The 25852-nt window shown below is 49.0% G+C and carries 36 protein-coding genes; all 36 read left to right on the top strand.

What is annotated here, in order from left to right; genetic code table 11:
* The first annotated feature begins 7 nt into the window (after positions 1–7).
* A complete protein-coding gene (locus BN2106_RS10945; protein ID WP_050698632.1) occupies positions 8–271 on the top strand; it encodes a helix-turn-helix domain-containing protein in 264 nt (87 codons plus the stop codon).
* 3 nt (positions 272–274) lie between these two features.
* Positions 275–568, top strand: a complete 294-nt coding sequence (locus BN2106_RS10940; RefSeq protein WP_050698631.1) for a hypothetical protein — start codon at positions 275–277, stop codon at positions 566–568.
* A gap of 999 nt (positions 569–1567) precedes the next feature.
* A complete protein-coding gene (locus tag BN2106_RS10930) occupies positions 1568–2353 on the top strand; it encodes a rolling circle replication-associated protein (RefSeq protein ID WP_050698629.1) in 786 nt (261 codons plus the stop codon).
* Positions 2304–2819, top strand: a complete 516-nt coding sequence (locus BN2106_RS10925; RefSeq protein WP_050698628.1) for a Holliday junction resolvase RecU — start codon at positions 2304–2306, stop codon at positions 2817–2819. The genes BN2106_RS10930 and BN2106_RS10925 overlap by 50 nt, the downstream gene beginning before the upstream one ends.
* 19 nt (positions 2820–2838) lie before the next feature.
* Positions 2839–3243 carry a hypothetical protein gene (locus tag BN2106_RS10920; protein WP_154666504.1) on the top strand — a complete coding sequence of 135 codons (405 nt, stop codon included), beginning with the start codon at positions 2839–2841 and terminating at the stop codon, positions 3241–3243.
* A gap of 352 nt (positions 3244–3595) precedes the next feature.
* Entirely contained in the window at positions 3596–4120 is a 525-nt protein-coding gene (locus tag BN2106_RS10910; protein ID WP_050698625.1) for a terminase small subunit, read from the top strand.
* Entirely contained in the window at positions 4104–5369 is a 1266-nt protein-coding gene (locus BN2106_RS10905) for a PBSX family phage terminase large subunit (RefSeq protein ID WP_242846314.1), read from the top strand. The genes BN2106_RS10910 and BN2106_RS10905 overlap by 17 nt, the downstream gene beginning before the upstream one ends.
* Before the next feature lie 10 nt (positions 5370–5379).
* On the top strand, positions 5380–6888 hold the full coding sequence (locus BN2106_RS10900) for a phage portal protein (protein ID WP_082236473.1): 1509 nt from the start codon (positions 5380–5382) through the stop codon (positions 6886–6888).
* Entirely contained in the window at positions 6875–8299 is a 1425-nt protein-coding gene (locus BN2106_RS10895) for a minor capsid protein (RefSeq protein ID WP_050698623.1), read from the top strand. The genes BN2106_RS10900 and BN2106_RS10895 overlap by 14 nt, the downstream gene beginning before the upstream one ends.
* Positions 8300–8301: 2 nt before the next feature.
* On the top strand, positions 8302–8589 hold the full coding sequence (locus BN2106_RS10890) for a hypothetical protein (RefSeq protein ID WP_050698622.1): 288 nt from the start codon (positions 8302–8304) through the stop codon (positions 8587–8589).
* A gap of 28 nt (positions 8590–8617) precedes the next feature.
* The gene (locus BN2106_RS10885) at positions 8618–9058 is read left to right on the top strand and encodes an SHOCT domain-containing protein (protein WP_050698621.1); all 441 of its coding nucleotides are present in this window, start codon (positions 8618–8620) and stop codon (positions 9056–9058) included.
* Between the two features lie 101 nt (positions 9059–9159).
* Positions 9160–9690, top strand: a complete 531-nt coding sequence (locus BN2106_RS10880) for a hypothetical protein (RefSeq protein ID WP_050698620.1) — start codon at positions 9160–9162, stop codon at positions 9688–9690.
* A 151-nt stretch (positions 9691–9841) separates the two neighbouring features.
* On the top strand, positions 9842–10435 hold the full coding sequence (locus BN2106_RS10875; protein ID WP_050698619.1) for a phage scaffolding protein: 594 nt from the start codon (positions 9842–9844) through the stop codon (positions 10433–10435).
* Between the two features lie 36 nt (positions 10436–10471).
* Complete coding sequence (locus BN2106_RS10870) at positions 10472–11320, top strand: hypothetical protein (RefSeq protein ID WP_050698618.1); 849 nt, start codon at positions 10472–10474, stop codon at positions 11318–11320.
* Between the two features lie 13 nt (positions 11321–11333).
* Positions 11334–11585 (top strand): hypothetical protein, encoded by a 252-nt coding sequence (locus tag BN2106_RS10865; RefSeq protein WP_050698617.1) that lies wholly within the window; start codon positions 11334–11336, stop codon positions 11583–11585.
* A gap of 29 nt (positions 11586–11614) precedes the next feature.
* Positions 11615–12064, top strand: a complete 450-nt coding sequence (locus BN2106_RS10860; protein WP_050698616.1) for a phage head-tail connector protein — start codon at positions 11615–11617, stop codon at positions 12062–12064.
* Positions 12065–12107: 43 nt separating this feature from the next.
* Positions 12108–12455, top strand: coding sequence for a hypothetical protein (locus BN2106_RS10855; protein WP_154666503.1), 348 nt, complete (start codon positions 12108–12110; stop codon positions 12453–12455).
* Positions 12452–12955, top strand: coding sequence for an HK97 gp10 family phage protein (locus BN2106_RS10850; RefSeq protein ID WP_050698614.1), 504 nt, complete (start codon positions 12452–12454; stop codon positions 12953–12955). Before BN2106_RS10855 ends, BN2106_RS10850 begins: the two co-directional genes overlap by 4 nt.
* Positions 12952–13389 carry a phage tail terminator family protein gene (locus tag BN2106_RS10845; protein ID WP_050698613.1) on the top strand — a complete coding sequence of 146 codons (438 nt, stop codon included), beginning with the start codon at positions 12952–12954 and terminating at the stop codon, positions 13387–13389. Before BN2106_RS10850 ends, BN2106_RS10845 begins: the two co-directional genes overlap by 4 nt.
* Entirely contained in the window at positions 13389–13595 is a 207-nt protein-coding gene (locus BN2106_RS10840; protein WP_050698612.1) for a hypothetical protein, read from the top strand. The genes BN2106_RS10845 and BN2106_RS10840 overlap by 1 nt, the downstream gene beginning before the upstream one ends.
* Positions 13596–13688: 93 nt before the next feature.
* A complete protein-coding gene (locus BN2106_RS10835) occupies positions 13689–14933 on the top strand; it encodes a phage tail sheath family protein (RefSeq protein WP_242846313.1) in 1245 nt (414 codons plus the stop codon).
* A 19-nt stretch (positions 14934–14952) separates the two neighbouring features.
* Positions 14953–15411 carry a phage tail tube protein gene (locus tag BN2106_RS10830; RefSeq protein ID WP_050698610.1) on the top strand — a complete coding sequence of 153 codons (459 nt, stop codon included), beginning with the start codon at positions 14953–14955 and terminating at the stop codon, positions 15409–15411.
* Positions 15412–15432: 21 nt separating this feature from the next.
* Positions 15433–15840 carry a phage tail assembly chaperone gene (locus BN2106_RS10825; RefSeq protein WP_050698609.1) on the top strand — a complete coding sequence of 136 codons (408 nt, stop codon included), beginning with the start codon at positions 15433–15435 and terminating at the stop codon, positions 15838–15840.
* A 212-nt stretch (positions 15841–16052) separates the two neighbouring features.
* Positions 16053–18086 carry a phage tail tape measure protein gene (locus BN2106_RS10820; protein ID WP_050698608.1) on the top strand — a complete coding sequence of 678 codons (2034 nt, stop codon included), beginning with the start codon at positions 16053–16055 and terminating at the stop codon, positions 18084–18086.
* Positions 18086–18745: a LysM peptidoglycan-binding domain-containing protein gene (locus tag BN2106_RS10815; RefSeq protein ID WP_050698607.1), complete on the top strand. Its 660-nt coding sequence runs from the start codon at positions 18086–18088 to the stop codon at positions 18743–18745. The genes BN2106_RS10820 and BN2106_RS10815 overlap by 1 nt, the downstream gene beginning before the upstream one ends.
* Positions 18742–19698: an XkdQ/YqbQ family protein gene (locus BN2106_RS10810; protein ID WP_050698606.1), complete on the top strand. Its 957-nt coding sequence runs from the start codon at positions 18742–18744 to the stop codon at positions 19696–19698. The genes BN2106_RS10815 and BN2106_RS10810 overlap by 4 nt, the downstream gene beginning before the upstream one ends.
* Before the next feature lies 1 nt (position 19699).
* Positions 19700–20104: a DUF2577 domain-containing protein gene (locus BN2106_RS10805; RefSeq protein WP_050698605.1), complete on the top strand. Its 405-nt coding sequence runs from the start codon at positions 19700–19702 to the stop codon at positions 20102–20104.
* Between the two features lie 4 nt (positions 20105–20108).
* Entirely contained in the window at positions 20109–20537 is a 429-nt protein-coding gene (locus BN2106_RS10800; protein WP_082236471.1) for a DUF2634 domain-containing protein, read from the top strand.
* Between the two features lie 4 nt (positions 20538–20541).
* On the top strand, positions 20542–21609 hold the full coding sequence (locus BN2106_RS10795) for a baseplate J/gp47 family protein (protein WP_242846312.1): 1068 nt from the start codon (positions 20542–20544) through the stop codon (positions 21607–21609).
* Positions 21599–22135, top strand: coding sequence for a putative phage tail protein (locus BN2106_RS10790; RefSeq protein ID WP_050698603.1), 537 nt, complete (start codon positions 21599–21601; stop codon positions 22133–22135). The genes BN2106_RS10795 and BN2106_RS10790 overlap by 11 nt, the downstream gene beginning before the upstream one ends.
* Positions 22135–22539: a hypothetical protein gene (locus tag BN2106_RS10785; RefSeq protein ID WP_050698602.1), complete on the top strand. Its 405-nt coding sequence runs from the start codon at positions 22135–22137 to the stop codon at positions 22537–22539. The genes BN2106_RS10790 and BN2106_RS10785 overlap by 1 nt, the downstream gene beginning before the upstream one ends.
* Positions 22540–22555: 16 nt before the next feature.
* A complete protein-coding gene (locus BN2106_RS10780; RefSeq protein WP_050698601.1) occupies positions 22556–24277 on the top strand; it encodes a DUF6273 domain-containing protein in 1722 nt (573 codons plus the stop codon).
* Entirely contained in the window at positions 24274–24504 is a 231-nt protein-coding gene (locus BN2106_RS10775; RefSeq protein ID WP_050698600.1) for an N-acetylmuramoyl-L-alanine amidase, read from the top strand. Before BN2106_RS10780 ends, BN2106_RS10775 begins: the two co-directional genes overlap by 4 nt.
* A complete protein-coding gene (locus tag BN2106_RS10770) occupies positions 24501–25046 on the top strand; it encodes an N-acetylmuramoyl-L-alanine amidase (RefSeq protein ID WP_050698599.1) in 546 nt (181 codons plus the stop codon). Before BN2106_RS10775 ends, BN2106_RS10770 begins: the two co-directional genes overlap by 4 nt.
* A 19-nt stretch (positions 25047–25065) precedes the next feature.
* Positions 25066–25548: a phage holin family protein gene (locus BN2106_RS10765; RefSeq protein WP_050698598.1), complete on the top strand. Its 483-nt coding sequence runs from the start codon at positions 25066–25068 to the stop codon at positions 25546–25548.
* Positions 25549–25583: 35 nt separating this feature from the next.
* Positions 25584–25850, top strand: a complete 267-nt coding sequence (locus BN2106_RS10760) for a hypothetical protein (protein ID WP_050698597.1) — start codon at positions 25584–25586, stop codon at positions 25848–25850.
* Positions 25851–25852: the final 2 nt, after the last annotated feature.

The raw sequence follows: 25852 nt of genomic DNA, 5'->3' as shown, positions 1-25852 counted from the left end.
CGAAGACTTGAGATTGCGAGAATATCCATTGGGGAACCGCAATATTGTAGGTGCCCGTGTTACGGAAGCACGCCGCCGTGTGAACATGCCTCAAAGAGTCTTACTTGCAAAAATGCAGGTCAAAGGCATAGAACTGAACACATCCGGTTTATCCAAATTGGAAGGGCAGCACCGGTATGTTATGGATTTTGAACTTGCGGCGCTGGCTGATATTTTGGATGTAAAAGTGGATTGGCTTCTGGGAAGAAACGATTACATAAAGGGGAAATAGAAGATGCAGAAGAGCAAAAAAGAAGCCGCTCCGGGCGTTGGAAGCACCCAGAGCGGCAAAATGAAATGCGACAACATTTCTAATCAAAGTGTAGAGCAAAACAGCGAGGATGTCAAGGCGTTGGAAATGGTAAAGGAATTGGTTTGGTTAAAAGAAAACGTGGAAAAGCGGTATACCGCCGGCAAGGTGGATTCTTGCTATGCGTATACCTATGACGATGATAACGGCGCTCAGGCCAGTGTTTCCTTTACATGTGCGGGAGAACTGTACACCCTGACTTTGCATCATGAGGTCTGAGAGATGGAACAAAACGAGAAGACAGAAATACGCCTTTTATACCGACAGCGTCAGTTTGCAGTAGCTCAGCGTGGAGACTGGTTTCTATTTATCCGGGACCTGCAACGAACACCGGACGGAAAATGGGAATTTACAAATGCGATAGAGTCGTTAAATCCTTTGCCAATCTGGGATACATACCGCGGCATGGCGGATGCCGACGCGGAAAGAAGGATCCGAGAATGGCTGAAAGAACACGGATGCAACCAAACAACAGGAGAACCGCTTCCATATGCACCCCGGAGGGCGGAGCCAGGGGAAATTGTATAGGACAACCTTTTTAAGGCAGGAAGGATGGAACATGCCCAGGAAAGAGAACAGAGACCGAATATATACCAGCCAGAAAGAAGCGTGCGAGAACTGTCAATGCCATAGCTGCACAAAGCAGGAGACCTGCCGGCTACATCATCCAATTTTGCCGGGGATGGGTAGAGACACGCTGCCGTATCCCTGCCAGAGCTGCGGTCAGGACGGAGCTTATCGGCCCTTTGTACCCAGGACAGCGGTGGCAATCTGCCAGATGTACATAACGCCATCTGCGCACAAATATAACAAATGGGATTCGTGATGAAGCCGCCGTATGACAATACCGTCTGTCCCATCTGCGATAAGACCGTGAACGAAGTACGTGTCTGGTCCCATTGTCCCATGCTTTGCGCCATGGTTTGTATGGACCATTGCTATAAAGACTGTCCATTTTTGGACAAGTGGTCCGCACATTGCAGGTATGATGTTATACCGATGAAGACGGACAACAGATGAATAAAAATAAAAATCACCCATCGACATGAGGCCCGGCAGCCGTCGATGGGTGAAGCATTACCCGGATAGTATCCAGAGCAAATATATTGTACACCATTTGTTCCCTGGGTATTATCCCAACAGGCAAAAGTCCGGGCCTTTTCTGCCTTGGTTGAAGTATTAACATTACGGGCATGTCCGGGAGAGGGAGGAAGAGCGGTGTACCTGAAGAAGACCTGCAAAGCTGGAATCACCATAGAAGTACACAAGAGCTATTCCGCCCGGTATGGCCGAAACATCCCACGGGGAAACCGGGAAAGCCGCACACCGGAGGCGATGAAGAAATACAACGAGAAGATGGCGTGGAGAAAGCTCACCCGGCAGATCAATGCAAACTTTTTCCCCGGGGATCTTTTTCTGACCTGTACCTACCGGAAGGAGGAGCGCCCGGATCCACAGCGGGCGAAGCGGAACGTGGAGAATTTCCTGGACCGTGTACGCAGGCGCTTCAAAAGAGCAGGGGTAGAGTTTAAATACATTCAGGTAACAGCCTATGGAAAAAAGGGCGCGCCCCATCATCACGTGATTATCCCTGCATTTGATTACCGGATCGTTGCAGCATGTTGGCCGCACGGAGCCATGCGGTTTACAGGCTTGTATCCGAATGGAGAATACTCTGCCCTTGCCTGGTATCTCATGGGACAGTCTCACCTGTCGCCAAACGGAGAAGAGAGCATCCCAGGGAACCGGTGGTCCGGAAGCCGGAATCTTATCAAGCCGGTAGAGAAGATACAGGAAGTGGACGCCCGGGAATGGCGTGAGGAACCTAAGCCCATAAAGGGCTATTACATAGATCCGAATTCTGTAGAGAACGGGATTTCGCCGGTTACGGGGATTCCATATCAGTTCTACAGGATGATTCAACTGCGCCCATTTGAGAAAGGAAGGTCAAAGAATGCAAAACGATCCGCGAAAGATGCAACAGCAATGGCAAGGTACGGTTAACAATGCGCAAGGGCATCTCTTTGAAGACGAGATCAAAACAGCCTGTAAGCAATACAAAGCACAGCGGCGCGCAAAGATCGACAAGATACCGGAGCCGTTCCGAGTGACGAAGAAGCACGGAAGCGGACTCTTCACCGGCCGGTTTACTGCGGCCGCAGAACCGGACTATCAGGGGACGCTGGCAGGCGGCCGGTCCATTGTGTTTGAAGCCAAGTACACAACCACAGAGCGCATGCATCGGAACGTTCTGACGCAGGAGCAGCTGAACGCGCTGGAAGACCATGCGGGAATGGGCGCAATCGCAGCGGTATGCGTTGGAATCCGTGACCGCTTCTTTTTCGTGCCGTGGGTGGTGTGGCGCGATATGAAGGAGTTTTTTGGGAGAAAGTACGTTACAGCGGAAGACCTACAGCATTATCGCGTCAAGTTTAATGGTGCCGTGCTCTTTTTGGATTACTTACGATAAAGGAACGGGAGGGGGCATGTTGCAAAAAAGTGTAAAGCTGGAACGGGGAATCTATAAACGTTGTAAAGCGACGGCGGAGGACTATTATAACCTTTTAAGGCGAAGAAAAGAGATAGAGGAAGAAGTGATCCTGGCGGGCAAAAATCCCTCTGATGGAATGCCGCATGGCGGAACCAGCGATGACGAAACAGCGCGCAAAGCGGAACGGTTGATTGCCCGAAAGCGCCATTTGGATGATCTTATCAAGGCTGTTGAATTGGCATGGAGCTTTGCCAGGGACGATACAGAAAAGGAATTTATCAGATTAAATCTGTTCAGCCATGTTCCGATGAATCACATAAAACTGCCGATGTCATTGCGTACCATGAAACGCTGCCGCCAGAAGTTTCTCATCAATTTAGCTGCAAATTTATTTGAAATATAAAGGTTGGCCCCATTTGCGTCAAAAACTGTTATAAAATAGTATTGTCAAGATACGTCAAAAAGACATATTTAACTTCTTCATGCTCTTCCTCTCCTCTGGCGCCCTGTTTTTACAGGGCGCTATTTGTTTACCTGAAAGGGGCCATTGCGGTGGATTACAGGAATGTGATAGCAGAATATGAAGCTGAAATAGCACTGATGGATGATAAATTATCGAAACTGAAGACCGGCCGCCAAGATGTGAACGCTTACATCATGCAGCTCATTTGTATGCGAGGAGATTTGTGCCAGCAACTCCATGAAGCGAGAGCTGCTGCAAGCAGAGGACGGCCTCCGGATTGAGGTGACCAGCAATGGCATTAAAAGCAAAACAAAAGCGATTTATTGAAGAATACCTTGTTGATTTAAATGCAACGCAGGCGGCAATCCGAGCTGGATATTCTCCGGAATCCGCCGGATCAATCGGAAGTGAAAACCTGAAAAAACCTGAAATCCGCGCGCGCATAGACCGTGCTATGGCCGAGAGGTCGAAGCGGACCGGGATCAACGCCGACCGCGTCCTTCGGGAACTGGGGCGGATCGCCTTCGTCGACCCTTCCCAGGTGATAGATCTGAACACGGCGGAAGTGAAGCCGGACGCAAGCAAGGATGACCTGGCCACAATCGCCGGAATAAAGGTCAAATATGTCCCACACAAGGACTTCGACGAAGACGGGGAACCGATCATTGAACAGGCCATAGAACGCGAAATCCGTTTGGTTGACAAGTTGAAGGCCTTGGAACTGTGCGGAAAGCACTTGGGGATGTTAAAGGACAATCAGGAAAGCGTGGCGCCTGTGACGGTGGTGATCAACTATGACTATGGCGACAACGATTGAGTTCAGAGCCGCCGCCCAGTTTAACCCGATCTTCCGCCCCGTGAACGAATGGCGCGGCCGCTATCGCATTTTGAAGGGGTCTGCCGGTTCTGGCAAGTCTGTGAATATCGCCCAGGATTATGTCGCTAAGCTGTCCGATCCCCGCTATACCGGCGCGAACCTTCTTGTCGTCAGGAAGATCGAGGAAACCAATCGCGATAGCACCTTTGCAGAGTTACAGGCCGCGATCTACCGAATGTTCGGCCCTTATGCCGAACGCTTCTGGAAAGTCAACCTGAGCCCCTTGACCTTGGAATGTAAGATCACCGGGAATAGAGTCATCTTCCGAGGCGTGAAGGATCAGCGCCAGCGGGAGAAGGTGAAGTCGATCACCTTCAAGAACGGAAAACTGGTCTGGATATGGTGTGAAGAAGCGACAGAACTTCTTCCCGAAGACGTTGACATTCTGGACGACCGCCTTCGTGGCGATCTGTCCAAACTGAACCCGAATCTGTATTACCAGATCACAATGACCTTCAATCCGGTCAGCGCGACACACTGGATCAAGGTCCGTTACTTCGACAAGGCTGATCCGGACGTCCTGACCCACCATTCCACCTATCAGTCGAATCGGTTCATAGACCCGGCCTATTCCCGCCGTATGGAGCGCCGGAAGGTTGAAGACCCGGAAGGGTATCGCGTCTATGGCTTGGGCGAATGGGGTGAGCTTGGCGGTTTGATCCTGACGAAATTCGAAGTACATGATTTCCCGACCGGCCGCGACTTCTTTGACGGTTTCTACTATGGCCAGGACTTCGGCTATAATCATGCCGACGCGATTCTGGGGATCGGCTGGAAGGACGGAGAAATATACGTCACTTCCGAAGTGTACGTCTTCGAGAAGGACACCGAAGAAATAATCGGACTTGCCCGGAAGGCCCAGGTTGACCCGTGCGTGGAAATGTTCTGTGACAGCGCCGAGCCGGACCGGATCAAGACTTGGCAGAAGGCTGGCTTTCGCGCCCGGCCCGTGAAGAAAGAACCTGGAAGTGTGAAGGCCCAGATTGATTTTTTGAAAGGCCGGAAAATTCATATTCACCCTTCATGTGTGAACACCTTGAAGGAAGTCCAACAATGGAAATGGAAAAAAGACCCGACCACGGGCCTTTATATCGACGAACCAGTCGAGTTCATGGACGACGCTATGGCGGCCCTTCGCTATGGAGTAGAGCGTCCACGACGCGGTTCTTCTATCACAGTTTTGAAATGAGGTAGCACGAATGGAACTGTCCGTCATGGACCGGATCAACCTGCTCCTGTCCGATCCTGAAAAAGTACCTATGACTTTGGCCCAGATCGTCAGCGAAGAAATTCGGGAGTTCAAACGGTCAGAGCAATATAAAATCATGCTGGAAGGCGAACAGTATTACAGAAATCGTTCTTCTGTTCAAGCTAAAACTAACGACGTTGCCAACCGTTCGAACGCTAAGATCGAACGACCAATACTGAAAAAGCTGATCGACCAGAAGGCGAACTATCTTTTGTCAAAGCCCTGGACCGTGGACACCGAAAGCGAAACCTACGGCGCCGCGCTGAACGAGGTCTTCGACCAGACCTTCCGTCGGAAGATCAAGAGCCTGGGAAAAGGCGCGGTCATGTCCGGGATCGCCTGGATTCAACCATACTTCGACGACGACGGGACCCTGGCCTTCATGCGCGTCCCGTCGACAGAGGTCGTCCCGCTGTGGCGGGATTCAGAGCGAACGAAGCTGGACGCCTTCATTCGCTTCTACGACCAGATCATCTATATTGGGACCAGGAAGCACACGATCACACACGCCGAATTTTGGTGGACCGGCGGAGTGAAGTATTTTAAGACCGACACCTTCGCCGGGTCCGGCGCCGGAGACTTCCAGGTCGACAAGGACCACGGCGACGAATCAAACGACTGGACGGAACCACACTTTACCGTCGGAAACAAGGCGTACAACTGGGAAGAAGTTCCGATCGCATGGCTAAAATACAACGAAGAAGAACTTCCCCTGTGCTACTTTGTGAAGGACCTGATCGACGACATCAACTGGCAGAACAGCGTAACGGCTGATGTCCTTCGGGACGTGGCGAAGTTCATCTATGTCCTAAAAAACTATGGCGGTCAAGATTTAGGCGAGTTTTTGAAAGAATTGAAAGAGTATCTGGCGATCAAGGTTGACGCCGACGGTGGCGTTGACAAGTTACAGGCCGATCTGAATATAGACGCCGTCATGGCCTTTCTGGATAATGAGCGCCGAGATCTGTATGACTTTGCGTCGGCCGTGGATACAAAGGACCCGAACCTGGGGAACGCCAGCGGAACTGCGATCGGATTCCGGTATATGGATCTTGACGCCGACTGTGATTCCCTGGGAACCGAACTGAAAGATACTTTCCATCGGCTGAAACTGTTCATTGACGTCTACTTCCAGATTACTGGAAAGGGCGATTTCACGAAGGACAACTTTGACGTGATCTTTAATATGGACCTTCCTGTCAACGAAACCGACGTGATTAACAACGCCCGAACCAGTGACGGTCTTCTATCCAAACGGACAATCCTCCAAAATCATCCGTGGGTCAAGGATGTCGATGAAGAACTGGATCAATTGGACGCCGAGAAAAAGAAAGCTATGGAGGACTTTGGTGTCGGCTTGTTTGACGATTCCTTGGGAGCAGGTAATGATCAGCAGACGACCCAGGAAGGCCAGAAAGGCGTCCCTGGAAAGGCTGGTGGCCTGAATGAGAAGGGATAAAGAATACTGGATCGCGCGTGCCATACAACGCGAGAACGAAGCCTATCTTCGCGGTGCTGGCCTGTCAGCAAAAATGTTTCAAGAATACGACACTGCTGCGAAGGAAATTCGGCGCCAGATAAATGATTTCTATTCAAAGTACGCCGGAAAACATGGCTTGACCTACGAACAGGCCGTCCGCCTTCTATCCCGTTCGGAGTTCCGCGAATGGAAGGCAAGCTTGGGCGACTATGTTGAGAAGATTGCCAGAGAGCCGGACCCGCGCGTTAAAGCCCTTCTGACGGTACAACTGGACGCCCTATCCACTAACAGTTCCATTTCCCGTCTTGAAGCTTTGCAAGGACAGATCGACCTGATCCTGAATGACTTGTTTGAAAAGGGCGTGGCCCAGATGAAGGCCGAGTTCGGCGATGCCTTCCAGGAAGGCTACTACAAGAAGATTTTTGATATTCAGTCCCGCGCCGGCTTCCTGAACGAGTTTGCGAAGCTGAACGAAGGCATGATTGAAAACGTCTTGTCGTATCCCTGGTCCGGGGCCATGTTTTCGGACCGCCTATGGCAAAACAAACAGGCTCTTATGTTTCACCTCCGAGAGACGATTACGCAAGGTGTCATGCAGGGAAAGAGTGTCGCAGCCATGTCGAAAGAAATGTCGGCCAAAATGGGACAGTCCTACAAGACGACTGAACGTCTGATTCGGACGGAAACCGCCCACTTCCACAGCGAAGCGGACAAAGCTGCATACAGAGCCGCCGGCGTTCAGGAATATGAGTTCGTCGCCACGCTGGACAGCCGAACAAGCGACGTTTGTGCGTCTCTGGACGGGGAGCATTTCAAACTTGAAGACGCCCAGGAGGGCGTCAACTATCCGCCCTTGCACCCAAATTGTCGATCGACCACGGTTGAATATGATCCGGACGATGCTTTGGACTGGTACAATTCCGGAAATCCCATGCCGGAGAATATGACATACGAGGAATGGTTAAAGACTCAAGATACAAGAGAGCCAAAACCGGAGTCAAAATCAGTTACAAAAAGCAACAAAATGCTTGAATCATCTCAAGACAAAGTTTATAATAATGGAATAGAAATTAGTGAAAAACAGTTTGGCAAAAAAATTGGAAAACATACTGTGGATTTTGGAATGGATCCATCAGACCCGAATAGTCGTGAGAAAATGAGAGCCATTATTCAAGATATAGTCTTAAATAGAGATGAGATTGTGCATGGAACATGGCGAGGATTAGGTGAAATACTTCCTAATGGTCAAAGAGCTGCTGGACCAGCTGATTTTATTATAAAAGGGCAGGATGTTGTTGTTGCGCAGAATGGTAAATTTGTTACTATAATTAAAAACGGATTAACAAGCAATTTGAGGATCAAAAATGCAAAGGAGAAAGGGGGATTGTAAGGTTGAAATTGACACCAGAGGATCAGTTTTTTGATCTAATACAGAAGGAGGCATTAAAGCATGGAGCCAAGTTTTTTGTATCGTGTGGAGAAGGGCATGAAATACAAACAGATCAATTTGAAGGTGAAGACTTTTCAGGCTGGTTAGTGCCTCTCGAATATGCAGAGTCTTTCCATAAGGATTGGATGACGAGTGACGATCAAATACTTGATCGCTGGGGTGAATATTTCACCTTTGCAGAATGGTCCATTCAAGGAGAAAGCATTAGAATTAATTTTGATGCGCATTAACAGTAATTATTAAGAGGAGAAGGACGGTATGGAGCTTGTTTTAAAAGGTCGATTAAAAAACTTGGTGGTAAACGAAGACGGGATACATATTCAGTATGCGAAAGCAATGATGAAAGGGGAAAAGACAATTCCATTTTCACAAGTAGTGTCGGTTCAGGTTAAAAAGCCTGGATTGATGAACGGATATATCTATTTTCAGACTGTGGGTGCAACTGGAACGAAGGCAACGATACAGGATATTTCAACAGATGATAATTCGATTGTTTTTAGCGGAAAAGATAAGTATCAGGCGGCACTGGAGATTAAAACATATGTTGAGCATGCTCAAAGAAATAATGCAGTAAGTCATGCACCACAGTCTACAGCTTCCGCTGCAGATGAGATACTGAAATTAAAAAATCTTTTGGATATGGGAGCTATTACACAAGAGGAATTTGAAACTAAAAAAAGACAGTTGTTAGAACTGTAAAAAATATGGTACAAATGTATAATTTATAGCTTTATTGTAATGAAATCAACGTCGCTAAACTATTTTTATAGGTTATAATCTGGAAAATAGGAGGAGCTTTTATGAAGGCAATCATGATTTACCGTAGTGGTCTTCCCACGCGGCCAAGTAAAGAGTTGTTCGAGTTAGAAATAGACTCGTGCGATCTTATTCTCAGCCAGATTGAACTGAAAGCTATCGGAAAAAATAAAGTTATTCAAAGTTATAGAATTCCTCTGATGAATATTGTGGAGTGTGGATTTGTAAGTGAACAAGAATTTATAGAAAAGGATAAAAATGTTATCGGTCGTGGCCTCGCGGGAGGGTTGCTATTTGGGCCAGCTGGTATGGTGCTGGGTGGAATGAGTGGTATTGGCAATAAAAAGAAAAAAACAACAGTAGGGCTATTTGTCATTACTTATTTATCTGAGAACTCCCCAGATGAATTGAGGAGCTTTGTTCTTGAAACAGGGTGGAATAGTCGGGATTTAACAAATATTAAATTTGCGAAAGAAGCTGGAAAGATATCCGCCGCAGCTACAAAATCATCTATGGTCAATACCTATTTAAATCACTATGTTGCAACAAACCAGGACGGAAGTATCACACTCTAAATTAAATGTTATAAACGAAAGCAGCTTACCGTAAGGGAGGCTGCTTTTTTATATCTTTATCTTGTTAAATTAGCCGCACCTGCCCGGCGCACAGGTGGGACCGCAAAGCGTGTGGAAGTCACGATAAAGACAGCGGAAGAAAGGAGTCACCATGATCACAGAGAGCATTAAAACCATTCTGGGGGAAGACCTGGCAAGCCAAGTCGAAACAGCCTTGAAAGGCAAGGGCAAAGACGGGAAAGATGTGGATTTGGTCGTCGGGAACGACGGAACTTTTGTCCCGGCCGATAAGTTTAACGGTGTCAACAGCGGCAAAACAAGCGCTGAAAATGCGCTGAAAGCGGCCGCTGAAGCATTAAAGGCAATCGGGGGATCTGGCGATCCCACAAAGATCGCGGACGACGTCAAGACGGCCCAGGAAACGATCGATACCCTTCGGACTACCCACCAGAAAGAGATCGCGAAAATCCAGAAGAACACAGCCCTTCGAATGGCCTTGGCTGACAAGACTCACGATCCGGCTGACATTATTTCTCTTCTGGACATTGACAAGATTGAAGTTGACGAAGCTGGCATCCTGAAAACCAACTTGGATGGTCTTCTAAAACCTTATCGGGAATCGAAGCCATACCTGTTCAAATCTCAGGAGCCGGGAAAGACCCCCGACATTAAGGGAGCGAAACCCGCTGACCCTGGCACAAAACAGGAACCGGTCGCACAGGTCGACGGCCCTGTCGTGATCTAACACTTACACACAATACACTGAAAGGAATGATATTCAATGGCAAGAACGAAAGCTATTAGCCTGATCCAGTCCGGTTCGACGAAGGTCGAGCTGTCCGAACTGTCCGGATTGGTAATTCAAAACATTCAAAAGGAAACCCTGTCTTCTGGTCTGAAGTCTCAATCCTACACCGGAAACCCCGCCAGCGGTTCCGTCGAATATCGGCGCTTCAAGAATAGCGCGTCCCAGGAGTACGGGACCGCCAGAGCCGCCGGCAAGGGAACCGCCCTGACCGTTCCTCCGACTACCGTGAATCTGAACACCCACCGCGAGATCGTGGAGGAAGCTGCGAAGTTTGACCTGGATACCTTCGGCGTCGGAAACATCATGGCCCGGCGCGCCGACAATCACGTCGATACCGTGGCCGCTGAGTTCGATACTGCCTTCTTCCAGGCCGGCTTCACCGAAGGGACTGCCTTCACCACGTCCGAAACCGATGCCGGAAAGATCACCGAAGCCCTGATCCAGAGCCTTGAAACCGTGAAGAACGACTATGTTCGCGGCGTTCCCCGTAATATTATGCGCCTGATCCTGTCCCCGAACTTCTATGGGAATATGCGGGACTACCTGGACAAGACCGTCCATAACGCGAACGTGGACACCGCCGCCGAGGATTTCACCACCTTCCACGGCGTCCGCGTCTATTCCAGCGTCTTTCTTCCCACGGACGCGAAAGCGATCATTATGATTGAAGGCGCGATCGCACAACCTGCAGTCATTTATCCCTACAAGGACCCGGAGAAGATTCCCCTGTCGAACGACTATGGAATTTCTATGTTCTACGACTACGGGACGAAGGTCCTGACCCCCGACCTGGTGTTTACTTACTCCAACCCCAGTGCGTAAAGGAGGGGCCGGCATGAAGTTCAAGAATAAACAAACCGGTGTGATCCTGGAACCCCGAAGCGAAATAGTCCTAGAGCAGCTTTGTAAAAGCGACGACTTCGCCCCCTGTGACGGTCCTGACGGCGCCCAAGGCGGTGAAAAGTCCCTTGCGAAGCTGAACAAGGACGACCTTCTGAAAGTTGCCCAGGAAGCCGCTATCGCGGTTCCTGACGGCGCCACAAAGGCCGATATTGTCAAGCTGATCCAGGACAAAGCCACCGAGTAATTTGAAGGTCACTGAAAGGTGGTGGAAACGTGCTTGATCAGATTCTTTCTGCTCTGGACGGCCTGACAGACCTTGAACGCGCGGAAGTCCTTTGTGTGCTTATGGCGCAGAACGACCGCTTGTCGAAGGTCAAGGCTCTTCTAGGGATCACTGGGACGGACCAAGATGACCTTCTTCTGTTCGTGGTCCAGACGACCGAAGAAATGGTCCTGGCCTATATCAACCAGGACACGCTTCCGGCGCCGCTTGAAAAGGTCCTGGTCGTCATGTGCGTCAGCTATTACAAGGCCGCCGGCCTGGGGACCACCCAGGCGGCCGTCGGCCCAGTCTCGTCTATAAAGCGCGGGGATGTCCAGACATCCTTTGCCAATGCTTCCGGTGCTTCCGGATCGGCGTCAACCTTCAACTTAGGCGCAGACGGCCAGGACTTCTTCGGATGGCGAACCGTCCTGAACAACTTCCGAAAATTAAGGTGGTGATCGTATGGTTGGAAACCCCACCGCCGAGCGCGCGGCGATCGAAATGACTTACGAAGACACCGCCAGCGTGTCCAGAACTGAACCTGTGACCGGGGCGAATAACATCACGAAGACTGCCCTGGTCGTGAAATACAGTGAAATCATTTGCGCGCTGTCGTACACAGGAAGCGACAAGAGCAATCAGACGAAGGCACAGAACGAAGTCGAATATGACGCCGTGATCTTCGCCGCGCCTGATCTTCTGGTCCTTCCTGGCGACAGTGTAATTCTGAAACGGTTTGGCCGCGATGACCCTTCCAGTCAGCTTCTTCTGATGTTCGAGGTCGTCGGCCGGCCGGCCATGTATGCCACACACCAGGAAATCAGAGTAAAGGACGGTGATCTGGCGTGAGCATTGACAGACGTAGCATGGATGCCTTTGGGATACAGCTGGAAACCTTGAAAAAGGACATTCCCGAAATTATGGATGAACTGATCGTGGGTGAAGGGGTATACGCCGTGAAACAGGCGCGACTGATTTGCAAAAATGACGCACCTGATATTGTCAACACTGGCGACTATCGCCGAAACTTTGATGCTGATACAAGAGCTATTTGCACAGGACAGACATACAGAATCAGCGTTTACAACAACCTGGACTATGCAAAACCCCTTGAATATGGATTCCGAAGTCACTTTGTTCCTGGACACTGGGAAGGGAATGTCTTTGTCCATATTCCAAACGATCCGGAAGGCGGAATGTTTGTTGGGCCGAAGAACGGATATGTGAGGGGCCATTTTACCCTTCGACGTGCGGTAAAGCGAACCAAAGATACCCAGGTTGCCCGTCTGAATCGGAAAATGAACCGATTGATTCGTGAACGCCTGGAAGGAAAGAAGGCGACGACGTGACGCTAAATAATATCCTGGAATCCGTCGCGAAGAAGCTGTCCGGAATCTGGCCCGGCCGGAAGGTCTACGTCGGAGAAATCCCAAAGGACTCCAATGGCCAGTTCTTCGTCGGGATCATTGAGTCGGGACAAGAAAAGCACCTGGACCGACGCTGGAAACGGAGCGTCCAGATCGAAGTTTTGTACTTCCTGAAATCGAAGGACACTATGGACTTCAACGACTGGGCGGAAGAAATGTATGACCATTTTGAAACCCTGGATGTCAAGGAGACTGGCGACAAGAGGCGAACAATCCGTCTGACAAACCAAAAGGCCCGGCCGAATACGAACACGCGTGTCTTTCAATTTATGTTTGATGCGGACTTTTTCTTTGTTGTGACACCGTTGGAAGTTCCCTTCATGGAAGTTTTAAATCAATCGGAGGTTTTGAAGTAATGACACAGGAAATGAAACAGCCGGCGAAGAAGCCGGCCGGGGCGTGCCAATCGCCGGAACCGACATTTACGAAAAGCCAACTGGTCAAAAGTAAAACGTTGGGCCTTCCCAAGGATGCCATTATGGTTGTACTGGAAGACGGGAAGCTCTATACAAAGGACCAGGCTGAAAGCCTGGTCATTGATTTTCTGGAAAGGAAGGTGTAAATCATGCCTATTGGCGGCGGAACATTTACCGTACAAAACAAGATTCTACCCGGTGCCTATGTCAATTTTGTTGCTCTTGGGAGTGTGGCTAAAATGGGCGCGCGTGGCGTCGCTGCTCTTCCCCTGGAATTGAACTGGGGGCCTGAGAACAAGGTCTTTTCTATATATGCCGAGGATTTCAACAAGACTTCTATGAATGTCTTTGGCTATGATCCCACGGCGCCGGACCTTCTTCTGGTCCGTGAAGCCATGAAACGCACAAGGACTCTTCTGATCTATCGCGTCAATTCCGGCGGCACGAAGGCCAGCGCCGAAGTCGGCGGAATGACCGTGACGGCCGTTTGGGGCGGAACACGCGGGAACGCGATCAGTATCGCGATTTTGACGAATGCCGATGATGCGACGAAGGTCGACGTCGTAACATATCTTGACGGAATGGCTGTGGATTCCCAAACCGTTGACAAGGCGTCCGGATCAGCCAGCTTAAAAGCAAACGATTTCATCACATTCGGGAGCGTGGACACCCTGAATGCGGCCGTCGCGACGCCCCTGACCGGTGGAACGAACGGAACCATCAACGGAGCTGCCCACACGGCCGCTCTGAACGGTTTTGAAGTCGAAACCTTTAATGTAATTGGTTATCCTGGAACAGACGAAGCGATCAAGTCCCTGTATGCGGCATTTGTTAAGCGTCTTCGGGACGATGAAGGAAAGAAGATCGTTGGCGTCCTGTATGACTATAAGGGCGACCACATGGGATTGATCAATATCAAAAATGGCGTAATCCTGACTGACGGAACCACCATTACCGGAGATAAGGCCGTAGCCTGGGTGACTGGCGCGTCCGCCGGTGCGGAAATCAATGAAAGCTTGACGAATACCGCCTATGACGATGCCGTGGATGTGGACATTAAATATACGAAGTCCCAGTTCGAAGCGGCGATCCAGGCTGGCGAGTTCGTTTTTTATGCAGACTACGGGAAAGCGCGTGTCCTGACAGACGTTAACAGTCTGACCACTTTCAGCCAAAATGCATCCAAGGATTGGACGTCAAATCGCGTGATCCGTGTCTTGGACAATTGGGCGAACGACGTTGCCCGCATCTTTGGTGAATCGTATATCGGACTTATCACGAACAGCGACACCGGTCGTCAGCTTTTCAAAGCCGATTTGGTCAGTTTGGCATTACAGTATCAAGACATTGATGCGATTAGCGACTTTAAATCCGAGGACATTACCATCCAGCAGGGCAACGGAAAACGCGACGTCGCGGTAGATTGCGCCCTGAAACCGAATGACAGCATGGAAAAGTTGTATATGACCGTGACAGTCAACTGACAGAAAGAGGTGAACAGAAATGAAAACTCTGAATGCGCCTGACACCATCTCCGGCAAGGAGGGACGCGCTTACGCAAAGATAAACGGCAACAATGAAGAACTGTTCTTTGTAAAGACCATTGAAGCGTCTGTTGAGAAATCGAAGTCAGAGGTAAAGGCGATCGGAAAGCGTATGACCGGCCACAAGACTACCGGCGGCAACGGAACGGGATCTATGACCCTCTATTACCTGACGCCTCTTTTCCGAAATATGGTGAAGTCCTGGAAAGACACCGGCGCCGACATTTATTTTGATCTGGTCATCGAGAACGACGACCAGGAATCCCAGGCTGGGAAGCAATCAACACTTCTGATCGGTTGTAACCTGGATTCTGTTGTTCTGGCAAAGTTGGACGGCGACAGCGATGATCCGTTGGACGAAGATGTCGATTTTACCTTTGAAGACTTCGATATTTTGACGCCCTTCACCAAGTTCTAATAGAAAGAGAGGTAAACGATAATGGGTAAATTACAAGAATTTCTTATGAGCCAGGAGGAAGCCGGTGAGGTCACGACCGAAGTTCAGATCAGCCAGTTTCCCGTCCCTTTTACAATCAAGTCGATCACCGAGGGCGAGAACAAGGCAATTCGAAAGAGCTGTCAAAAGGCCACTTTTGAGAAGAAGACTCACCAGAAGCAGACCGAAACAGATCAGGACCTCTACAACAACCGCCTTGTTGTGGCGTGTTGCGTGGACCCGAACCTGAAAGATGCTGATCTTCAGGCGAAGTACGGTGTCCGTGGCGCGGAAGCCCTGATCGACGTTCTCCTGAAACCAGGCCAGTTCATTGATCTTCTTCTGGCTGTTCAGGAAGTGAACGGATTTACGGAGGACATCAACGAAACGAGGGATGAAGCAAAAAACTGATCACGGGGGGCGGAAATGATGCGGAAGCCGACGGCGAATCGGTCTATGCTCATTACGCCCTCCACCGGCTGAAAATCCTTCCCGGACAACTTATGGCCCTTCCTCTTCGGGAACGGGCCTTTATTTATGCTTCCATTGACCTTCAAATCGAAAAGGAAAAGAAGGAAGCAGCGAAGGCGAAGCGGAAGGGAAAGAAAGGACGGTGACGACCAATGGCCGGCGTATCGACCAGTATGTCCATCCAGGACAGAATGACAAGCAAACTGAACAAAATCGCGTCCGCCTTTAAGAAAATGGATCGTGCGGCCCAGGCTGCTGACGCGTCGACGCGGAGCGTGGATCCAGGCCAGAATTTTGAAAGAGGTTCCGGCCTGATCGATCGTGCCCAGAAGAAGTTACAGTCCTTCATCAGCAAACAACGAGAAGCTGGAGACGGAGCCAATGCCGTTGAAGATGCCTGGTCACGGGTTGAAGGTGTGATAAAGAAGGCAATTGCCGCCTTTTCAGTAGCAAAAATTGTTGGAGCCATAAAGCAGGCGACGGAACTGTTCAGCACACAATACACTGCCGAGGTTCAACTGGCGGTTGTTATGAAGAGTGCTGGCATGGACGAAAATGATTTTGACAGAATTAGAAGTAAAGCTTCTGAACTACAAGGGAAGACCACTTTTGGTGATGAAGCCTATATTGCTGGTGCGGCGGAGCTGGGAACTTACTTGAAAGACGCTGATGCACTGGAATCTATGATGGGAACGCTTGCGAATTACGCCGCTGGTATGGGTGGTATAAGCGCGGACCCTGCACAGATGGTTGAGTATGCGACACAATTAGGCAAAGCATTGGATGGGGCCTATGAAGGTTTAAGGAAAAAAGGTTTTTCGCTTTCAGATGCTCAAAAAGAGATTATAGAAAACGGCACAGATTTGGAGAAAGTCGCCGTGATCACGGATGTCATAAATCAGTCCTGGGGAGGTCTGGCAGAGTCTTTTGCAAATACACCAGCAGGTAAAATTCAACAACTACAGAATAAAATCGGAGATATGGGTGAGGTCATCGGAGGTAAATTATCTAACAGCGTGATGAACCTAATGAATGCGGTGGACAAATTTATTTCCTCTGGTTCTATGGAAAACTTCATCAGTAATTTATGTTTAGCTTTAGACTCAATTGTAAATGCTCTTGCTTGGATCGTAGATAAAGCAAATGAAGTAAGTCAATATATACAGGAGAATTGGACCACAATTGCTCCAATTTTCTGGGGAGTAGCGGCAGCTGTGCTTGGCTATGCGGTGGCGCTCGGGATTCAGACCCTTGCAACATGGATTGCAGATGGCGCTGCAAAATCATTTTTTGCGACTCTATTAACAAATCCTTTATTTTGGATTGCTTTGGCAATAGGTGTTGTTGTAGCAGCAATTTACAAATGGGTTCAGTCAGTGGGCGGTCTGAAAGTCGCTTGGCTTATTGTCTGCAACGCGATACTGACCGCATGGGACTGGGTAAAGATCGGATTCTTCACCGGCGTTTACTGGGTCATGGACCTGTGGAACCGGCTGCAACTGGCATTTTACACAGCTGGGGTGAATATTCAAAACTTCATGGGTGACATGAAGGCTGGCGTCTTGACGATCCTTCAAAACATGGTCAACGGAGCGATCGGCATTATAAATGGATTTGTTTCCACCCTCAATAAAATTCCAGGTGTCAGTATTGATCTCATTGACCAGGTCACTTTTGGAACGACGGCGCAACTTGAAAACGAAGCCGCGAAACAAGCAAGAGCATCCGACCTGGCTGCTTATCAGAAGAAGATAGACACTCAGATTGCCGAACGTGACGCCGCCCTGAACACCATGAAGGTCGAAGCGCGCGCAGCTACGGCCCAGCGTGAAGCAGAAATTGCGGCTGCGAAAGCCGAAAAGGCTGAACAAAATGCAGAGGACGCAGAGGAAAAAATACCATCCGCCTGGGACACCGCTGGGGCTGGCGTTACCGATGTCGGTGCGGTTGACAGTGTTGGATCTGTCGGATCAGTTGATAGTGACATCAACATCGCTGAAGAAGACTTGAAATTCCTTCGGGACGTGGCCGAAATGCGCTATGTCCAAAATTTTGTCACATTGACACCAACCGTTTCCGTAGATGCGAAAATCAGCGAAAAGATTGACGTCGACGAAGTCGTTACCCGGATTGAAAGCAAATTGGAAGATGAATTTGTCATTGCTGCTGAAGGGGTGTATGCGTAATGAAAAACTACGGAATATCCCTAATTGTTGAGGAAAGGGAAATCGCGATTCCCGTTCTTCCAGAGCAACTGAGAGTGACTTCCCCTGGAAAGAACGAAACGACAACCGTCCTAAACCTGGGAGAAGTCTTAATCCTTCGGAAGAAAGGTCTTCGGACTGTTGCCTGGGACAGTTTCTTCCCTGCAAACAACGCGCCCTATGTCACCAGCCGGATCACGGACCCGGTCAAGATTGTTCAGGCAATCCAGAAGGCGCGTGACAAGGAAAATCCGCTCCGCTTCCTGATCACCGGAACGGACTTGGATATAAACTTTCGAATGGGCGTGGAAACTTTCGACTATGAAGAACGTTCCGGCGAGCTGGGGGACTTCTACTATTCAATTAAGCTATCAGAGTGGAAGGACTGTTCGCCCCGCCGAATTATTCTTCCGACTGACCCGGCGAAGCCGGCCCAGGCTCAGGAGCCGGCGCGCACGGGAAAACCAGAATCGACTACCTCAAAAACTTATACCGTGAAGTCTGGGGATTGCCTATGGAATATTGCGAAGATGTTCTATGGCAAAGGGAGTGACTACACGAAGATTTACAATGCTAATAAAGGAGTAATCGGAAGCAACCCGAACCTGATCTATGCAGGTCAGGTCTTAACGATCCCATGAGCATTTCAATTTTCTATCAGAATAATGTGGTCGGCGACGCTTTCGATATTACGTCCCTTTGCGCCGCTGCAAAGTGGTCGACGAAGCGGTCCGGTTCCCCCGCGTCCCTGGAACTGACTGTGATCGCCAACATTGAAGTGGTTTGGTCCCATGGCGGCATTATCGCCCTGAAGGACGGAAACAACGGACTTTTCTATGGTTACGTCGTGAAGATCAGCCAAAATGAGAAGGACCAGGTTGTGGTCACGGCCTACGACCAAACCTGGTATTTGAAGAAGAACAAGGAAACCTATGTCTTCAACGGCAAGCGCGCCGACGAAATCCTGACCCAGATTGCTGCCGACTTTGGCCTGAAATGCGGTGTGCTGGAGAACACCGACTATGCGATTCCATCTATGATTGAGGATGGCCAGACCCTATTTGATATTGTTCTGAAGGCACTGGACCACACCCTGATTAATACCGGGAAAATGTTCGTCCTGTGGGACGAATTCGGGTCCTTGCGGGTCACAGACGTCGCGAAGTCGAAGCTGGACCTGTTCGTCGGTGACGGAAGCCTGGCGACAGGGTTCACCTATGAAACGGATATAGATTCCGAAACTTACAATAAGATCAAGCTGGTCCAGGACAACAAGTCCACCGGAAAGCGAGACGTCTATATTTTCCAGGACTCGAACAACATGACGTTTTGGGGCGTCCTTCAAGACTACGAAGCAGTCGACGAAAAGCTGAACGAAGCGCAGATCAAGGAGCGCGGCAGTCAAATGCTGGAACTATACAACCAACCGAAGAAATCTTTTGAAGTGAAGGCGATCTTAGACCTGTCTGTCCGTGCCGGCTGTGCTCTATATATCGGGATTGGCCGGATCGGCGTCAGTTCCTTCTTCATCGTCGAGGAACACACGGCCGACTTGTTAAAAGAAACTATGACCCTAAAATTGAAGGTGGTGTGATATGGCTTTACTTGACACAATGAAAAAGGTCGCAGAACAGTCGCAAAACGTGACGGTTCCAGCGGCCTTTCTATTTGGAACTGTGACAGCGGCGGCGCCGCTGACGATCCGGGTTGATAACCGCTTCGACATATCCGGGGACGCGATTGTCCTGATGAAAGAGTTCAAGGCCGGCTATTATCCGACTCATACCCACACGATTGATCCGCATGACCACGCCATTCCACAGCATTCCACGCAAACGGCCGGAACTGGACCACACACGCACGGTATCGCGTCGTTTCAGACGCAGAAGACCGGCCTGACAACAAATACCGAAGTTTACTTCGATCTTGCTATCGGCGATAAGGTGGTTCTTCTTCGAAATCATGGCGGACAATCGTTTCTGGTTCTGGGAAGGATGTGATCCTATGGCATTGATACCAAATCCAGGGACGGTTACGATCGGACAAGCCGTCGAAGTCGCTCCGACAGCTGCTCAGACAACCAGAACCTACAAGATGGATATGGAGGCCGGTCGTGTGGCCGGCTTCGTTGACGGCACAGAAGCCATGCAACAAGTAATTTTGAAAATCCTTCTGACAGAACGGTTTGACTTCTTGATTTATTCCTGGAACTATGGAGTGGAACTGAAAACGGTAGTCGGAAAAAGTTTTCAGGTGCTTTCAAGTGAAATCAAACGAGTGATCCGCGAAGCCCTTCTGGTGGACAGCCGGATTACCGACGTCGTGGACTTTAAAATCCAGCAGATTGACAAAAGGTCCGTGAACATTGCCTTTACAGCTGAAACGGTCTTCGGTGAAATTCCGATTAAAAGGACGGTGACGACCGGTGTATGAGAACATGACCTTCGAAAATATTATGGATCGCTGCCTGGCGCGCGTGTCTTCTTCGGTCGACAAACGTGAAGGGTCAATCATCTATGATGCTATCGCGCCTGCAGCAACCGAACTGGCTATCATGTATATTGAACTTGCCTATCTTCTGGATCGGGCTTTTCCAGACACCGAAACTGGCGATGATCTGACAAAGAAGTGCCGAGAACGAAGCGTCTTCCGGACAGCGGCAACCTATGCAATTCGAAAAGGCTACTTTGAAGAAGCTGATGGGTCGGGCTGTGATTTAGAAATAGGGACCCGCTTTTCCGGGGGAGACATCAACTTCACTGTTACCGATCGAATCGCGGCCGGCCAATACAGGTTGACAGCGGAAACCGCTGGTGACGTTGGAAATGAATATATCGGAACTTTATTTCCGATCGACTACGTCCCTGACCTGACAGCGGCACGTTTGGCTGACATTTTGATCCCTGGCGAAGATGAGGAAACTGACGACGCTCTTCGGGCGCGATACTTCGCTTCTTTGGAAGCCCAAGCGTTCGGCGGGAACATTGCCGACTATAAAAACAAGGTTGAGCTTCTTCAAGGCGTAGGAGCTGTAAAGGTGATCCCTGTCTGGAACGGAGGCGGGACGGTCAAGATCATTGTCGTCGACAGTGAATGGGGTGTTCCATCGTCTGAGTTGGTCGAGTATGTCCAAGAGGAAATTGATCCTGTAGGAATCCAGGGAACCGGTGTGGGACTGGCGCCGATTGGCCATGTTGTTACCGTGGAGGGTGTCACAGGTACCACAATCGACATTTCTTTTACTCTGACCTTCAATACCGACGTTACCTGGTCCATTGTTCAGGACGCTGTTAAGGCAACGATCCAAGTCTACTTTGACGAACTGTCCCGCTCCTGGGCTGATTCTGACAGCATAGTCGTTCGTATTAGCCAGATCGAAACGAAGGTACTGAATGTGGCTGGTGTTATAGATATAGCAGGGACCGCAATCAACGGAAAGAAAACGAATATAACCCTGGATCTAAATGCAATCCCTATTCTGGGGGAGGTCACGAATGGAACTTAAAGAATACTGGCCGCGCTATCTTCAAGACTTGATCGAATTTGACCAGATTGCCAGTGCGGAACAACCGGAGTTTCAAGAAGCAATGCAGGATGTTCAGGGCGCTTCAAATGATTTCTTTTTAGATAGCTTGACCGACTATGGCTGTCAACGCTGGGAAACAATTTTGAATCTTCCGAAGATTTACAATAACACCTTAGAAGAACGTAGATTTAGAATTATGACTTGGCTGAATAGACAGGCCCCTTTTACAATGACTACCCTTTGTCAGCAACTATCATCGTTGTGTGGTGAAGGAGAATACACGGTAGAGCTTAATGCAGAAAATTACCTATTAATTGTTAGGATTTCTATAACGTCAAAAAATAATTTTGACGATATAGAAATTATGCTTCATAGTATTGTGCCAGCAAATATTGTAATAGACTTTGATTTAATGCGTAATACCCATCAAATGATAAGCAGATATACTCATACGGAACTTTCATTACATAACCATGACCAGATAAGAAACGAGGTGTTTTTATAATGCCAGATTTTACGAGTAATTATAAATTGGAAAAACCACTTCCGAACGATTTTTATAATGTCAAAACTCAAAATGATAATATGAACACAATTGATAAAGTAATGAAAAATCACGATACATCAATTTCCGGATTGATAGCTCACAGCGAAAATATTGATATGCACGTAACGGCAGAGGATAAAGTTTTGTGGGATACAGGAGCAGAAACAGCAGAACAGGCCACAGAAAACGTAACGAAAGCATTGTTAAAAATCATGAATCTGGAAAGCCGCGTCGCCCGAATTGAAGATGCAATATTTAACGACATTACTGGAAATCCGTTTCTTACGACATTCGATTCACTGTCAGGAATCGTTCTGGTAAAGGGTGTTTGGAACGAAGAACAACAAAGAATAGAATGTTGATGAAGGAGAATGGAAAATGGCAAAAATATTAAGTGATCTCCCTATTGATACACTTGTAAAAGATAATGAAACACGTTATTATGATAAACCCATTACTTGGCGGATCGTAGACAAAAACCACTCTGGTTATTCTTCCGGGGCAATTACTTTAATGTCAGATAAAATAATAACAGTTAAATGTATTGATGCAAAAGAAGCTTCTAACAGTAATAGCGACCGCAGAGATTATGGCAATAATCGTTACATCCATTCTAATATTAGACAATGGATGAATAGCTCTAAAGGTGCAGGCGAATGGTATTCTCCTCAACACAGTGCGGACGCTCCACCAAACGATGATAACGTATGGAATCACTTTAATGACTATGATCAAGAAGCCGGATTTTTAAACGGATTCTCTGTCGGCATGCAAAACGCCCTATTGCCAACTACCCTTACTGTTGGTAAATCAAGGACCGATGGCGGTGGTACAGAAACATTTGTTGATAAAATTTTTCTGGCTTCATGTACAGAAGTAGGGCTTTCTGGTGATGCGGTTTGTGGTGTGAAACTGGCAGCGTTTAATTCGAATGAAGCGCGACGTGCCTATCCTACCCCTGAATGTGTAAGCAGGAGCGAATATACTAAGCTTGATGTTTCATCTTTGTTTGGGTATTGGTTGCGTGATGCATACAAATCTGAGGCAGATAGTAATTATACTTATAATTTCAACCCCACTACCCCAGATGACTTGGATTACCAGTGGGTGCATCGTGGTCATAGAGGAATTCGTCCACTTTGCAATTTGCCGTCTTCTGTATTGGTTTCTGATTCTGCTGATAATGATGGTGCATATCACTTGATTTTTAATCATGCGCCAACAATTCCAACCACAATAACTGTGCCGGGAATCGTTCGTGGTGGCGCGAATCTAACCATAAACTGGGGAATTTCTACAGATGAAGATAACAATTTGAGCGGATACATTTTAGAGCGTCAATACAACGGCGGAGAATGGATTCAACTGTATAAAGGCATTAGCCGTACATACACGGATACCATTACTTTTGGTTGGACAAGCGTTGCCTATCGCATCAAAGCATATGACAGCATGGACGCAGAATCTGATTACAAAACCAGCGAGACCCGAAACGTCATCAACAACATGCCGCCAATAATCAGTGGAAACGATAGTGATCTAGGACTTAAAACAGAAGCTTTTAGCCTGACGTACACAGTAACGGACCCTGACGGTGGAACGGTCGCTGTTGTAGAGAAAATTGATGGTGTACAAATAAGAAGATTTACAACAACTGACGTGCAAAGTTATTCGTTCGACATTACCGCAGCGGAATGGGTAAAGCTTTTAAACGGATTGCATACATTGGAAATCGTCGCTACTGACAGCTCCAATGACACTGTGATAAGAACCTACACATTCCAAAAAAATGAGACTGAAATTGAAATCACGTTAAAAGTTGCACTTTCTGCTAGTGATATAATTACGAAGGCAGTAATGAGCGTAAACAGGCAAATTCCAACGGGAGCGACGCTTACAATTGAAGCTTGCAATAACGGAAATGATACATCTCCTACATGGGAGGACGTGACACAAGCTGTTACCAGCGGAAATAAATTCTTTTTTTCGAACACGATAAAGACCGCCGCCTCGTGGGGATTTAATTATCGAATTAGGGTAAACCGTAATGGAACCACTGGTGATTGTTTTGTTATGTCAGTAGGAGGAAACTTCGAATGAAAATCATCCGACGTCCAAGCACGAACTTCAGTGACCGCGGCGGTTGGAAGCCGGACATCATAGTGAACCACATCACGGCCGGAAGCACAGCGGCGGGCGCGCTTGCCACTCTGTGCAGTCCCGCACGGGAAGCGTCAGCTCACTTTGTGGTGGATAAGGACGGCACCGTGTACCAGCTTGTCGCACTTGACCGCGCGGCGTGGAGCAATGGGACCAGAATACTGTGACGGATAACCGGTATTATGGGCGCTCCAAGCTCGGCGTAGTGCGTACCCGGCATGTGAACGCCAATCTTTATACGATCAGCATTGAGCACGTTTGTGTAAGCTGTGGCACCCTGACGGCGGTGCAGCTTGCGGCCAGTATAGAGTTGCACCGCCATATTATCGCAGAGATCAAGCAGCTTTATGGCGTGGACATTCCGGTTGACCGGAAGCATATCGTGGGGCATTGCGAGATCAATCCAATTACAAAGCCAAACTGTCCGGGGAAGGATTTTCCATATCAAAGCATTCTGGAAGGGGTGCAAAGGGTGGAAAGCGATACCACGCAAGATATTACCCTTGCACGCGGCAGCAGCTACCACGTCAAGCTGACATCCCCGAGTAAGCCCGCGTTCACGGTAGGAAATGGCGCGGTGTTGCAGACCTTCACGGGCCGCCAGAATGGAAATGAGTACATATTCGGTATCCGGGCGAATGGAAAGCCCGGTCAAAGTACGGGCGTATACGCGGATGGCAAAATGCTGTTTACGATAACTGTAAAATAGATTTTAGGGGGAACCAACTATGAACGAACATGTTGTGCTTGGAATCAAAACAACCATCACTGCGGCCTGTGCCGCCCTGTCCGCCTGGCTGGGCTGGTTTGGGTGGTTGGTTGTCGCCTGGGCCGCCTGCATGGTGATCGACTACATCACCGGATCCGCGGCCGCCTGTCGGGCGGGGGAGTGGAGCAGCGCCGTTGCTCGCGATGGTATCTGGCACAAGACTGGGGCGATTGTCGCGGTGATCGCCGCAGCGCTGGCAGACTGGATGATTGGCCTGGTTGTCAACAACATCCCAGCGGTCGTCCTGCCATGGGATTACTCCGTGCTGCTGTGCCCGATCGTTCTGGTCTGGTATATCCTGACCGAGCTGGGAAGCATCATTGAGAACGCCGGCAAGCTGGGCGCGCCCGTTCCAGCGTTCTTGGCCAAGATCATTTCCGCCTGCAAGGGCAGCGTGGACGCGGCCGGAGACAAGCTTGCCGGCGAAGATGAAGAGGAATAAACGGAGCCTCCGCAAGGAGAAAGGTGGTGCGAGGTATGGCGGTCGGTGGTGGAAATTGGCAGGCACAAAATAAGATACTTCCTGGCGCATACATAAACTTTACCAGTGGACATGCTGAAACAGCTATTTCAGCGGACGGCGGGGTGATTCCAAGACCGGAATTCACACCTCCGTCGGTGGACGCTTCCGGGATACTGGTCTTTGCGATTGCACCTAATGTTACGACCAGCGGAGCGTTGGATATGGAACTTGTCCCTTCCGTAGATGTGAATGGGGTATTAATTTTTGACAGGGGTGATTGATG

It is taken from the genome of Anaeromassilibacillus senegalensis, from assembly GCF_001261775.1.
Classification (GTDB): Bacteria; Bacillota; Clostridia; order Oscillospirales; family Acutalibacteraceae; genus Anaeromassilibacillus; species Anaeromassilibacillus senegalensis.
The sequence above is the reverse complement of the archived record's forward strand: the minus strand, read 5'-3'. Positions and strand labels throughout refer to the sequence as shown.